The organism is Nostoc sp. 'Lobaria pulmonaria (5183) cyanobiont' (assembly GCF_002949795.1).
GTDB lineage: Bacteria > Cyanobacteriota > Cyanobacteriia > Cyanobacteriales > Nostocaceae > Nostoc.
This window is the reverse complement of sequence record NZ_CP026692.1, coordinates 351,140-365,354: the sequence shown is the minus strand read 5'-3', so window position 1 is coordinate 365,354 and position 14,215 is coordinate 351,140. Positions and strand designations below refer to the sequence as shown.

Genomic DNA, 14,215 nt, shown 5'->3' with positions numbered 1-14,215 from the left:
CTATCTGCCCTTTGTCTTATCCAGAACTGAGGTTAAAAAATTATTCTAGATGTAGCCGTAGGTCTAGCACTTCTTGATTTTCTCAAATCTCTGGCGATAATTATTCTTTTAAGCCAACGATGTTGACCATCGTATATAGTTGTGTATGGTTTTCTTCCATGTACTGTTTTGTAATTATCAATAAAGCAAAAATCTCCGGGTTGTAAAACGAGATCGGTTAAATTAATATCAATAGATTTCATTAATTTAGTCAGGGTTGTTAATGCTTCATTATCATTTTCTAGTTTATCCATATCCATGAAGTAAGGATCGATACGAACATATGGACATTTCGGGTCTCCATAAAACACAGATATTTTTTCTGGTTCGCTATTTATATTGCTTATTTTATGGTAGGCAGAACTGAGTAAGTTATTATTATTTGCTTGAGTTTTTTGTGAATCAGATTGATTTTTGACTAAATGGGATTCATCTGGACGAATTGTGAAGCGTGGCTCGAACAAAATTGCTATTTCATCTGGGTTTAGACAGTAGGCTGCATCTACAGGCGCAACAGTAGTAGCAGCTTTTTCTTTATTTCGCAGACACATCATGCCTAGATAATCGCCTCTATAAGGATGAAAGGCATCTTCATTATGCCACCACAGTAACTCTTTACTACTACTACCTAGTTGTTCGTGTTCGTGACCTTTAATTGGAATAACATCATGAACAATATGCCCAGCTTGCTGAGTAGACCAACCAATTACTTCGCCTAATAATGAGCCAAATAGCATAAAAACTATTTCTTCTTCTAGAGCAGGTGAAATCTCAGGTCTATATTGCCAATGAGAAGGTGTCTTGCCAATTTTTTCATCTGAGATTGGGTAACCAGAAATTACACAAACCCCTGATGATGGTTCTAATAATCTGAAATCGTTAATAAATCTACGGATTCTTTTAGGAAGCTCGTGGGCAATTATTAATACGTCTTTAAGAAAGTCATCATCTTCTACTGAAGAGTATTGATGAGTAAGGTCTTTAACTAGTGAGTTAATCTCATCAATTTCGCGATCTGATAAAATAAACTTTTCCATGATTTTCACCTACAATTGTTTTTTGTCGATTTTCCTGCTGTTTCTTTTATCTCAGCTATGTCAGGTTTAAAACGGAAATTGTGATTATAATTCTTGCATTAACAGTTATTTAACTAGTTGAATTCTACCATTACATAAGAATGCATTTAACAACTATAAATCACTTTTCTAAAAGGATGTCTTTGTTACTAAAAATTGATCTGCTTCGTAAACAACGCTTATTTTATTATCAAATGCTCTTAAAAAAGCGTCTATGCCAATTTGTGTATTTTGCCCGGATTCATTGGGAAATGTAAAACTGTAATCATCGAAAATGATTAGTCCTCCTACTTTAACAAGTTCCCAGCCCATAATAGCGTCTGTAAGGACATCACTTGCTAAATGAGAGCCATCAACATAAAGCATATTGTAATTATTTAAAGGAAGCGAACGCATTATATTTTGCGATCTACCTACAATTTTTGTTACTTTCTTTGATGTTCCTGTCTTAGCGATATTAAAATCAAAAGTTTTTTCTAAAGACTCTAAACTTTTTTCTACGTATTTTATTTCCTTATCATCATATTCAACTTTTGGCTCTCCTTCAAAAGTATCTATACAAGTTATAGTTGATGATTCGTGAGTAAGGATATTATCTAAAAGCCAGCAAGCAGACATTCCTTCCCAACTACCTATTTCTAAAAAATTAAGGTTAGGTTTATTAGCTAGATGTGATAAATACTTTTCCCAGATAGGAATATTTCCGCTAAACCAATCGGTTATGAACGTATATCCTTTTTTTTTCTTCCAGGATTCATTACTTGCTAAATCGTCCGCAACATTTGTATAATAACGGAGTTTTTGAGCTAAATCAAGGTCAGAGGCTGCTTCGCGTTTGCTAGCTTCTGTTTTTAGTATTTCATTTAACTCTGCTGTCCAAAGGTTGACTTGTTCTATATTTGCTTTTTCAATAACCGATAGCCAAATATTCTCAGCTTCTGATTCTTCTCCTTGAAGCAGTAATGCCAAACATAAATGGTAATAATTAGACATTAAGGTGGGATTGTTTTTTGTAGCTCGCTTGTAGAATGATATTGCTTCGCTATTCTTTTGTTGATCAAAATATTGAAAATGCATTTAAAAAGTCCCTTTCTTTGAAAAAATTTTCACATACAGTAATATACGCTTGATAGATTTAAATGTCATTTAATTATTTTAATGCCACCATTACCTAACAATGTATTTAACAATCCTAATATGCCCTCAACACTGTAGTCCCTATGCTCATCTTTATTAGCTAAATCTGAATTTTCTAAAATGATTTTGACGCTCAGGGCATCTCCAGAATTTATAGTTTCAATTATCTTCTCAATGTTTCGATATAAAGGAAATACTGTGGGTATTCCATTAACTGCGATCGCAATTTCATTTTTACCTACCTTTCTCCAGAGAATTTGACGATTAGGTGATACTTCAATATAATCAGTACTCGTTATTAGATCCCATTTTGTTTCTAAAAATTGCTCTGATATCAGTGGCATGAATCCGTAGCCAGTAAGCATACTCAGCCATAATTTAGTAGAGGCGATTTCGACAACTGACGAATCTATAAAATATTTGAATACCTTCGCAGCTGATTGAATAGCATCTGGGATATTATCGGCACTTTTTTGCAAGTTATTTGAATCAAAAAAAGCTTTTTTATTACCTTTTCTCCTTGAGAATTTCAATATAACTTCTCCTATCTTTTCCAAAAGATGCTTTTTAAGAGAATTACCATATATTTTTTCTATTTCTTCTTTAAGAATATATGCTAATGGTTCAACAAAATTATTTGAATTGTCTATAGCAATTACTAATGAAACATCGCCTCCTTTTGAATCTCCAATATGCCATCTATCTGACGGCCAGTACAGCATTCCGCCAGCTTCAGCCTTTAGAAGCGTCGAATCTTCAAGAAATTTTTCATATTGAGTTGACCTTCTTATTTGTTTATTTCTTTTGACAAATTCTGGAGTCCATATTCTCATTGATTTATTTCCTTCTATGGGAAAGTAGAAAGCAGATTGTGCGGGTTCTCCTGGATAATTATGATCGTGTACTCCAAATGGAGTTTTACTATAATTTCCATAGAATATAGACCAGAAGTGACCGTAATTAAGAAAACCTAACGAATTATATAAATTTTGTAGAAATTTATATGTCCAATCCCAAAGTGAATAATTGACTAAAAGAGCGTCAATTATTAATACGTATTCTTTATTTCCACAAAGAGAACAAATACGCCGATCATAACCAATAAAAGATTTATCTTCTAGTTTTGGGTAGTAATCTGCTCCTTCTAATTGCTGTTTATTTCCTTCAATATAAAAACGTTTTGACACAATAAAATTATTAGTAACATTTAAATCATTAGTAATAATCGAGAATAAATCATTTACTGCGATAGGAGTATTGATAAATGAGTTTGGTATCGCAAGAGTTTCTTTTTCCCAGATACTTTCTGTAAATTGAGTCCAGAATTGCTCTGACAATCTTATTTTTTGACTAGTGTTAGTTATAGCTGAAGTTAAAAAGTTTTCTTGAGATTTCATTAAATTTCAAACTCCTTTTGTTTATTTTTATTTCGTTTTTTAATTTAAGTTTGCTGGATTATAAAGATTAGACACCTTAAAATTTAAAATCTGTTACTAAAGCTTTTGATAAACGACTTAGACCTTCGTTAAGGTCGGATGTAGCACCTCCAAACCCCAACCTCACATGACTTGAGTGGTTAAAACAAGTACCTGGTACAAGCAAGACTTTATGAACATTTGCCAGATGATGGCAAAAGGCTTCAGAATCTGAAATATATCGTAAACGCAAGAATGTACAAACACCACCTTGCGGACGCGACCACTCTACAAACTCTTGATGCTGCTCGACCCATTTAGATAAAATGTTCAAATTGACGCGGGCTTGCTGCAAACGAATACTAAGAAGATTGTCTGCTTTTTCTACAACTCTGTGGGCAATCAGTTCAACCAATGGAGAAAGATGGAGAGTCATATAGTCGCGTAAATGAACAAAACGCTCCAACATTTCTGGCGAAGCTAAACACCATCCAAATCTCAATCCTGGCAACCCATAGCATTTGGAAAAAGTTCCCATCGAGATAGAGCGCTTGTAACGTAAATTAGGATTAGGAAGTGGAGAACCCTCGTAAACTATATCGGCAAAAGCTGCATCCCAGACAAGATAAGCTCCTACTTCTGCTACTGCGTCGATTAGAGCGTCTTGTTCTTTCTTCGTCAACGAAGCACCAGTAGGATTATGGGGAAAGTTGACAATTACCATTCGGGTACGTGGAGTAATTAGCCTTTTAGCTTCTTCAATGTTAGGAAGAAAATGTTGCTCGAACCTAAGTTCCCAACGTTTCAACTGGCATCCAATAGATTCGGCAATAGAAAAGAGTTGTTGATAACAAGGATCTAAAACAACTACTTCGTCATCGGCATTAAGAAGTCCATTCATGATTAGGAAATTAGCTTCACTTGAGCCGTGAGTTACCATAACCTGCTCTGGATCTCCATTGCCCCAACGTAAAGCAATTGCTTTACGCAACTCAAAATTTCCAAGGCTTGAACTATCGTGAAAGACAATGCGATCAAGTTCTTCTTGTGTAAGGTTAGTAAGTTTGTAAAGCTCAGTTAGTGAAAAGTTTTCCACACCACTGCTACCGATATCAATCTCGGTACTAAAGTAGTAATCTCTCATCCAACTCTCTAAAAGAGCAGGTGCGATTTTATTGATAGAGTTTTTTAGTTTTGTCATCATTTTGGTCTTTATTGATGATTTAGCTAGGTTTAACTTGCAAGCATTGATTCAATCTCCTCTTCTGAAAGATCTTTCATCGCTGCCAAAAACTGTACTTTTTCTTCGTTATTCATTTGTTCGATCTGGCTTTGTACGATAGTTACAGCTAGTTCGGCTATGGTGGGGAATTCAAAGATATAACGCAGTGGCAACTCTACTTGAAAAGCTTTCCGTAGACGAGATACTAATTGAGTTGCTATCAATGAGTGACCACCCAAATCGAAAAAGTTGTCATTGATACCTATTTGATTGACATTCAGAAGCTGAACCCAAATTTCGGCGATCGCCTCTTCCAAAGGCGATTGAGGTGGAACAAAGGTTGCTTCTGCCTCAAGTCTTGTCCAGTCTGGGACTGGTAATATTTTACGATCTATTTTACCATTAGATGTCAAAGGTAAAGTTTTTAATTCGACAAAAGCAGAGGGAATCATGTAGTCTGGAAGTTGACTTTTGAGAAAACTCCGCACCTGCGCGATCGCGAATTCTTGTGATTCTTCAGTTACTAAATAAGCAACCAATCGTTTCTGATCTGGTATATCTTCTCGGTCAATAACTACACACTCTTTAACTTCTGGAATTTGCGATAATATTGACTCAATTTCTCCAAGTTCAATACGGAAGCCTCTGAGTTTGACTTGATGGTCAATTCTACCAATGTACTCAATATTGCCATCTGGTAAATAACGCGCCTGATCTCCTGTTCGATATAATCTTGCTCCTGCATTCTGGCTAAAAGGATTAGGAATAAACCTTTGGGCAGTTAATTCAGGACGATTGAGATAACCTCTGGCTAATCCTGCGCCGCCAAGATAAATTTCTCCTGGTACTCCTACTGGTACTGGTTGTAAATAAGAGTCGAGTAAATAAATTTCTGTGTTAGCTACTGGTTGTCCAATTGGTAACTCTGTTGCTGCTTCTAGCAATTCTGCATCGCTATTTAAGTGATAGAGTGTTGAAGTTACTGTGGTCTCAGTTAATCCATAAACGTGAATTAAGGATGTGGATAATTGCTGCCATTGTCTTAGTCTTTCACCTAAGATTCTTTCTCCCCCTACAATGGCTAAACGAACACAAATTGGTACTGTTTCTTGAACCGAATATAATTCTGATACCCATTGATGCCAGTAGGCTGTAGGTAGCTCAAATACCGTTAATTGCTCAATCTCAATTAATTGCTGAAACTCTTGACAAGATAAGGTTTTACTAGTGCCTGGAAGAACAACCGTTGCTCCTTTTATCCAAGTAGGAAAGAGTTCTTCGACTACTACATCAAAACCAATTGAAGCAAACTGTAAGACGCGATCGCTCTTTTGTAGCTTAAACTGATTAGCAATTTCTAAAGCGTAGTTGACTAAAGCTTGATGAGTGACTGCTACTCCTTTTGGTTTTCCTGTCGAACCTGATGTGTAAATTACATAGGCTAAATTTTCTGAATTTGCTTGACTATGACAATTATCGGTCGGTTGCTCGGCAATTTCTGACCTATTGCTGTCTAAAGCTACTAATTGTCTTGACTGTTCCTCTAGCAAAACTTCTAGATGCTGTTGAGTTAATATAATCTCTATTCCCGCATCTTTTGAAATCTCTGTAATCCTTTGAGTTGGATAATTGGGATCGATGGGAATATATACTCCACCTGCTTTGAGAGTAGCTAGTATAGCTACTGCCATTTCTACAGACCGTTCAACACAAATTCCTATTAATACTTCTGGTTTTACTCCCAAACTTTGCAGATAATGGGCTAATTGATTTGCTCTTGCATTGAGTTCCCAATAGGTTAGCTGTTTTGATTCAAACACTACTGCTACAGCATCAGGTGTTTTCTTTACTTGTGCTTCAAATAATTCATAAATACATTTATCTTGGGGATATTCAACTTGCGTCTGATTCCACTCTACTAATAATTGCTGCTGCTCGGATTCAGTCAATAATTGAAACTCCGACAAACGCTGCTGTGGATTAGCGACAATTGCTTCGAGCAATCTTCGCCAATGATCCACCATCCGAGTAATCGTCTTTTCCTCAAATAAATCTATATTGTATTCTAACCTTCCCTCTAATCCCGACTCTGTTTCTGTCATAGATAATATTAAATCAAAGTGAGCAGTTTTCCTTTCACTTTTAATTGGAGTTAAGGTCAAACCAGGTAACTCTAACACTGACATCGGGAAATTATGAAGCACAAACATTACTTGAAACAGTGGTGTATAACTTAAATCTCTCTGTGGTTGCAGTTGCTCAACTAACAACTCAAACGGCAAATCCTGATGTGCATACGCTCCTAATGCTACTTCCCTTACCCGTTTTATTAGCTCCTCAAAGCTAGGATTTCCTGCCAAGTTAGTTCTCAATACCAATGTGTTGACAAAAAATCCAATTAACCCTTCTATTTCTGCTCGGTTGCGATTGGCGATGGGTGAACCGACCACAATATCTTCTTGCCCTGTGTAACGCCAGAGCAGTGTTTGGAAAGCTGCTAGCAGAGTCATGAATAAGGTACTCCCCTGCTGCTGGCTCAATTTGTTTAAGGATGCAGATAATTCTTTTGATAACTCAAATGAGTAATTTGCACCCCAGAATGTTTGAATTGCCGGTCTGAGGTAGTCTGTAGGTAATTCTAGTAATTCTGGTGCCCCTTGCAACTGCTTTCGCCAATAAGATAGCTGCGATTGTAGTACTTCTGCTTGCAGCCATTCTCGTTGCCAAACAGCAAAGTCTACATATTGTATTGGTAGTTCAGCTAAGGGTGAGAGTTGCTGATTAAAGAAGGCTGGATAAAGTTTTGCTAACTCCTGCATTAGTACGCCAACTGACCAACCATCAGAAACAATGTGATGCATTGTCAGTAGAACAATGTGTTCTTGTTCATTTAGACGTAATAGTTTTACCCGCAACAAGAGGTCGCTCGTTAGCTCAAAAGGTGTTTGCACTTCTTGTAGAGCTTGTTGTCTGACTTCTACTTCTTGTCGATTTAAAGGTAGCTCGCTAATATCGATTTTTGGTAGTATTAGAGGTTTTGCTTTAGAGATAACAGCTATTGCTTGCCCTTCCACTGTCTGGAAATTAGTTCTCAAAGCTTCGTGACGACAAACAATTTCGTTGAAACTTTGTTGTAGAGCGTTGAAATTTAATTCTCCTTGGAGGCGCACAGCCGCAGGTACGTTGTAGAAAGGGCTATTTGGTTCTAATTGAGCTAGGAACCATAACCTCTGTTGAGCAAAGGATAGAGGTAAATTATAAGAGTCTTTTCTACTGTGAACTTTTATTTTAGGTATTTCTGACCTTCGTAATTGATTTAAGCCTCTCTGCTTCAGACGCTTTTCAAATATCACCCGTTGCTCTGGAGAAAGAGCAGCTATTTGTTGAAAAAAATCGTTCACTACTATAATCTCCACAATAACTTATGCTCAAAAAAGAATTTAAGTTCAATAACACTTAAGATAGTGACATCATTTTTTCTTTTTCAAGATTACACATATTCTTCAAATCTTTTAGATAAGGTAAGCTTGTCATTACATCATCAAAATTATCATTGAAGTCAATCAGACAAGCGACTTCATCAACACCAGCGTTCTTTAGACGCTCAATCATTTCCATACAAGTTGTTTTTGACCCAATCAAAGTTCTTCCTTTCAGCCAACCTTCATAGGCAAACCGCAAAAGGCTATTCATATCTGCTTCTGTGAACTTTTTTAAATCTACATTAATTCCAGCATTCTTTGCTAAGTTTTCTAATAGCTCTATGTGGGTTTTCAGGTAATTATAAAAAGGTTCTCTCGCTGCTTCTTTTATCGTGTCAAAATCTTCTCCTAAAAATGTATGTATCATCATTGCTACTTTCCCTGCATTAGGGTCATAACCATGTTGTTCCAACGATTGGCGATATAATGATATTTGTGGAGCAACTTCCTCTAAAGTTGCTCCTAATAGAGAAGTGAGTATATTAGCACCAATTTTGCCAGCTTCAATAAATGTCGCTGAAGATTGACACACAATCCAAGTCGGTAGCTTGGGCTGTATTGGTCGTGGGAAAGTTTTCACATTGAAACTTTTTCCAGTCGCATCTTTGAGTTCAACTTGTTCACCTTCCCAAAGCTTTTGGACTGTCTGAATTCCACGCCACATCGTTTCTTTACGGTTGGCATGACTTTCAGTAGAAAGTACAAAGTCATCTATCGTCCAACCTGATGCAAAACCAATTGCAACTCTACCATTTGAAAGATTATCAACTACAGACCACTCTTCAGCTACTCGTGCTGGATTATGAAGTGGCATAACAACACTACCAGCGCGCAATTGAATTTGCTTGGTAACCATTGCCAGTGCTGTACAAGTTAAGGATGGGCTAGGATAAAGTCCTCCAAACGCGTGAAAATGCCTCTCTGGAGTCCAAACAGCAGAGAAATTATTTTTATCTGCAAATTTTGCACTTTCTATTAATAAATTATACTTGTTACTTTCAATTTTTGAACCATCTCCAGAAAAATAAAATAAACTAAATTCCATTTTTCAACTCCTAATTTTATACAGAACAATTATTCAATCTCTAATGTTTTTGTTCGTCATATTAAAAAGTTACGACTCTTTAAACGGTGAAATTTACTAAGAATCTGTCGCTATCTCTTGTTGAATTTCTTCTAGCGAAAGACTTTTTATTTCTTGTAATAAAGCTGCAATTTCTTGGGTGTCTTCTTGCTGCGGTTGACGGGCACTAATGACGTTAGCAAGTCCAGCTACAGTAGGAGCATCAAAAAGAATAGTTTGTAGGGGTAATTCCACTTGAAAAATCTCTCGCAGACGAGAAGTAACCTGAACAGCTAGCAATGAGTGTCCTCCCAACTCAAAGAAATTATCATGAACACCAATCTGCTCAACACCAAGAATCTCTTGCCAAACGTTTGCTATTCTTTGTTCAATCTCATTGCTAGGAGCTATGTACGTTGTTTGTAATCTCGGTCTGGAGTAAGACTTTAAAGAATCCGCTTGCAGAGATTGATTATAATTATCTAGCTCTTGGAGAGATTTATATCTAAATGCTTGTTCAAGCCTAGCTTGTAAATCTCCTGTTGACACGACTACTTGTCCTGTCGAACCCATAGATAAAACTAGCTCAAAAGATTCCCAGACTTCTTTTGGCGTCATTGCCAATTCTGTTAATGCAACTTCCTGTTCTTGTTCTGAACTAGAGTGAAATGCTTGTCTATTAATAGTAAACCAAGGAATAGAGCTAGTTTGGTTTTTTTGGCGAACAAAGGTATCGATGAAATGATAGGCTGCTGAATAAGCAACTAAACCTAATCCTCCTAAAATTGTTGATAGAGAGGATTGTACAAGACAAAAATCAATTTTTTTTCCTTGCAAAACTTCGTCTAATACCAATAATTCACACACTTTTGATTTAAATTGTAACTCACAGTCAGCTTGGCATATATCTTGCATTAAGTTAGCTGACTTAGCAGCAATTTCTGGTACATAAAACACTCCATGAATTACACCAAAATGCTTATATGCTTGATTTATCGCTGCCAACATTTGTTTTTCATTAGCCATATCAGCTTTCATTATGAGAAATTCTATTCCTGATTTCTCTAAAGCTTGTATTTTTCTAATGCCAGAACTAACATTATCCTGTTCATTATGAGTTGTTAACCATTGTTCCCACTCATTTTTTTCGGGCAGATTTGAATTTTCAATTAAAATTAGTTTAGCTTGTATTGCCTGAGCTAGATACTCCGCAAAAACTAAACCTAGACCTTCTATTAAATCACCTGCGATTAAGTATATTCCCTCTTTTTTTAATCGTGTTCTTTCTTTAATGGCTTTATCCAAGCAAACAGCCTTAAAGGTTTGAATCCATCGATTACCACCGCGATAGGCAATAATTAGGTTATTTGGTAGTGTTTTTAATTCTGCTATTAGCTGGTTTACTAACTTATCAGCTTGCCATGTTTTTAATTCTGGGATAACAACATCAATGCTACGGCAGACGATATTCGGATACTCCTGTGGAATCACTATACATGGTCCTAAGACAGTCGCTTTTTCTGGACACATTTGTTCGTCACCAATAACATCTTGCATCTTGTTAGTGACAACAGTGATTTGGATAGGAGTAGTAATATTATGTTTTCCAAGTGCTTGTGCTAAGAATAGCAAACTATAAAATGACAGAAACTGATAATTCTCAAAATCTGCAATGCTTGGCGTGTCTTCGTTTAGCTTATTGCTTTGTGGTTTAGCATTCAATGTAATGCCCCACAAATGAGCAATTAGATTTGGAGTTAAATCTTGCAAACGAAGAGCTTGAAGCAAAGCGTCATAGTCATCTTGTTTTTGGGGATTAATGGTATATGCATGAGAACTAAGTTGGCTGAATTGTTGACCCACACTTATAGTGATGAAATCTTGATCTTCTTGTTTTAGTCGTTCGGCAATTTGTGAACCTATTCCATCAGTATCAATAAAAATTAACCAGCAGGCTTTTTGCTTTTCTTGTTTTTGAGCATCAATATACTCAAGTGGTATATCTCGTTCCCAAGAAGGAGTATAGAACCAATCAGCAATATTCGGCTTTCTGCCTAACAATTCTTGAGATGTATTTACAGGGGTAAATTCCGATGGTGCTTCTATCCAGTATCTTTGTCTCTCAAATGGATAGGTAGGTAATGGAATACGGTGACGTTGTTCCTGACTATAAAAGTAATACCAATCTACCTGTACCCCTGCTAGCCAGAGTCTGCCTAAGGTGTTTAGTAAAAACGCTACGTCCGACTGTTGGTCTTTTGGATGACGCATTGAACTCAAAACTATTGCATCATCAGTTTGTTGTTTGGCAAAAGTATTTAATGTTCTACCTGGACCAACTTCCAATAATACTTGCTTTGAATCTTTAATCAACTCAGCAATACCCATAGCAAAGCGTACTGTGTGCCTTAAGTGCCTTGTCCAATAGCTGGGATTAGTTGCTTCAGATGTGCTAATCCATGTTCCTGTAAGGTTGGAGATAAAAGGAATTTTAGGAGGATTTAAATTAACTTTTTTAATTTGCTCAGTAAATACTTCCAAAATAGAATCCATCATTTGGGAATGAAAGGCATGGTTCGTATACAAACGTCTACAACTGACACCTGCGGATTGTAGTTCTTGTTGCAATTGGTCTATTGATTCTTCCGAACCTGATACCACACACAAAGAAGGTGCATTAATTGCCGCCAGAGAAAGATTTTCATCAAGATAAGATTTTATTGCTTTCTCAGAAAGTGCAACCGAAAGCATGGCACCAGATGGAATCTGTTGCATGAGTCGTCCACGAGTAGCAACCAGAGTGAGAGCATCTTCTAGAGAAAACACACCCGCCAAACAAGCAGCTACATACTCTCCAATACTATGACCAATCATTGCCACAGGAGATATACCCCACGCTATCCACAACTGAGCTAGGGCATACTCAATTACAAACAGAGCAGGCTGAGTAATCTGAGTTTGTTGCAGTTGTGGTGTCGCAACTTCTTTCTTCCCTTCATCTGGATATAAGATTGTGCGTAAGTCAATACCAAGATGAGATTTGAGGATTTCACAGCAATCGTCTATATGTGTCCGAAATACTGGCTCACTCTCATATAAATCTCTTCCCATGTTTACATACTGTGAACCTTGACCAGGAAACATAAACACAATTTGTCTATTGCAAGGTTCTTGGAAGTGGGTAAATGTTCTTTGTGAATCTAAATTTTCCAGAACTGTAACCGCATCCTCATAATCCTGGCACACTAGCATACAACGATGCTCAAATGCTCGCCGACCAACCTGTAGAGTATATGCAATATCAGCCAAGTTTAACTCAGGATGCTGTTTGAGATGAGTAACTAGATTTTTGGTGGCAGTTTCTAATGCTGATTCAGTTTTCGCAGAAAGTAATAACAACTGCCAAGGGCGAGAAAGACCAGAAGGTTGAGTAGGTGGAGCTTCTTCTAGAATCACATGAGCATTGGTTCCACCAATACCGAATGAACTTACTCCAGCACGGCGGGGAGTGGCGTTAGTTTTCCACTCTGAAAGTGTTGTATTAACGTAAAAAGGACTGTTATCGAAATCAATCTGAGGATTGGGCTGCTGAAAATGCAAGCTCGGTGGTATTTGCTTGTTTTTAAGGGCTAAAACTGTTTTGATTAAGCCTGTAACACCTGCTGTAGTATCAAGGTGTCCAATATTTGTCTTGACAGAACCAATAGCACAGAATCCTTTCTTCTGAGTGCCCGCACGAAAAGCTTGCGTTAGTGCTGCAATTTCAATCGGATCTCCTAAAGATGTTCCTGTTCCGTGTGCCTCAATGTAGGTAATAGTCTCTGGGTCAACTTCAGCAATTGTTTGAGCTGTTCTAATTACCTTTGCTTGGGTATCGATACGAGGTGCTGTGTAGCTAACTTTGAGAGCGCCGTCGTTATTAATAGCTGAACCTTTTATGACAGCATGGATGCAATCTCCATCAGCCAGAGCATCTTCTAATCGCTTTAAAACTACAATGCCTACACCACTACCAAAAACAGTTCCTCGCCCTTTAGCATCAAAGGCACGGCAATGACCATCTGGAGATAAAATCCCACCTTCTTGATAAGAATATCCAGATTTTTGTGATGGGTTGATTGCAACACCACCAGCTAAGGCAATATCACATTCCCCACTCAGTAAACTTCGGCAGGCTAAATGTACAGCGACTAATGAAGTTGAACAGGCCGTTTGAACATCTACAGAAGGACCTTCTAGCTCTAATTTATAAGATACTCTTGTTGTGAGGAAATCTTTGTCATTTGCAAAAATAAGCTGTTGAGGATCAATAGAATTTCTGATATTCTGATTGGAATAAAGATTAATTAAATAATTACTAATTCCTGTACCAGCATAAACTCCAATCGAACCTTGATACTGTTTAGAATCATATCCAGCATTTTCTAAAGCTGACCAAGCACATTCCAAGAAAATACGCTGTTGAGGATCGATAACTTCAGCTTCTCTGGGATTGAATCCAAAAAAGGAAGCATCAAATAGTTCTATTTCTTCTAATATAGCTGCCGCTTTAACATAATTATCATTTATATTGATAATGTCTATTCCTGAAGATTTGAGTTCTTCATCTGACAAAGAGAATATAGATTCTATACCATCACGTAGATTTTGCCAAAATTTCTCAATATTTTTGGCACCAGGAAAACGACCTGTCATGCCAATAATTGCTATTTCTAAGCCATTAAAATTGCACTCTAGATAAGTACTCATTTGTCTTTAATTCTCTTACTGAGTTATTAGAA

Annotated in this window: 7 protein-coding genes; all 7 read right to left on the bottom strand. The window is 37.0% G+C overall.

All coding sequences use genetic code 11. The features are described 5' to 3' along the window. Positions 1-32: 32 nt before the first annotated feature. Positions 33-1,076: a guanitoxin biosynthesis L-enduracididine beta-hydroxylase GntD gene (gene gntD / locus NLP_RS01525; protein WP_104904847.1), complete on the bottom strand. Its 1,044-nt coding sequence runs from the start codon at positions 1,074-1,076 to the stop codon at positions 33-35. A gap of 168 nt (positions 1,077-1,244) precedes the next feature. Then, entirely contained in the window at positions 1,245-2,192 is a 948-nt protein-coding gene (locus tag NLP_RS01520) for a class I SAM-dependent methyltransferase (protein WP_104904846.1), read from the bottom strand. Between the two features lie 65 nt (positions 2,193-2,257). Then, entirely contained in the window at positions 2,258-3,649 is a 1,392-nt protein-coding gene (locus NLP_RS01515) for a hypothetical protein (protein ID WP_104904845.1), read from the bottom strand. A 76-nt stretch (positions 3,650-3,725) separates the two neighbouring features. Further along, positions 3,726-4,871: a capreomycidine synthase gene (gene vioD / locus NLP_RS01510; RefSeq protein ID WP_104904844.1), complete on the bottom strand. Its 1,146-nt coding sequence runs from the start codon at positions 4,869-4,871 to the stop codon at positions 3,726-3,728. 29 nt (positions 4,872-4,900) lie between these two features. Beyond that, complete coding sequence (locus tag NLP_RS01505) at positions 4,901-8,290, bottom strand: non-ribosomal peptide synthetase (protein WP_234017158.1); 3,390 nt, start codon at positions 8,288-8,290, stop codon at positions 4,901-4,903. A gap of 55 nt (positions 8,291-8,345) precedes the next feature. Further along, positions 8,346-9,416, bottom strand: a complete 1,071-nt coding sequence (locus NLP_RS01500; RefSeq protein ID WP_104904842.1) for an LLM class flavin-dependent oxidoreductase — start codon at positions 9,414-9,416, stop codon at positions 8,346-8,348. Positions 9,417-9,512: 96 nt separating this feature from the next. Further along, positions 9,513-14,183, bottom strand: coding sequence for a type I polyketide synthase (locus tag NLP_RS01495; protein ID WP_104904841.1), 4,671 nt, complete (start codon positions 14,181-14,183; stop codon positions 9,513-9,515). Between the last annotated feature and the right edge of the window lie 32 nt (positions 14,184-14,215).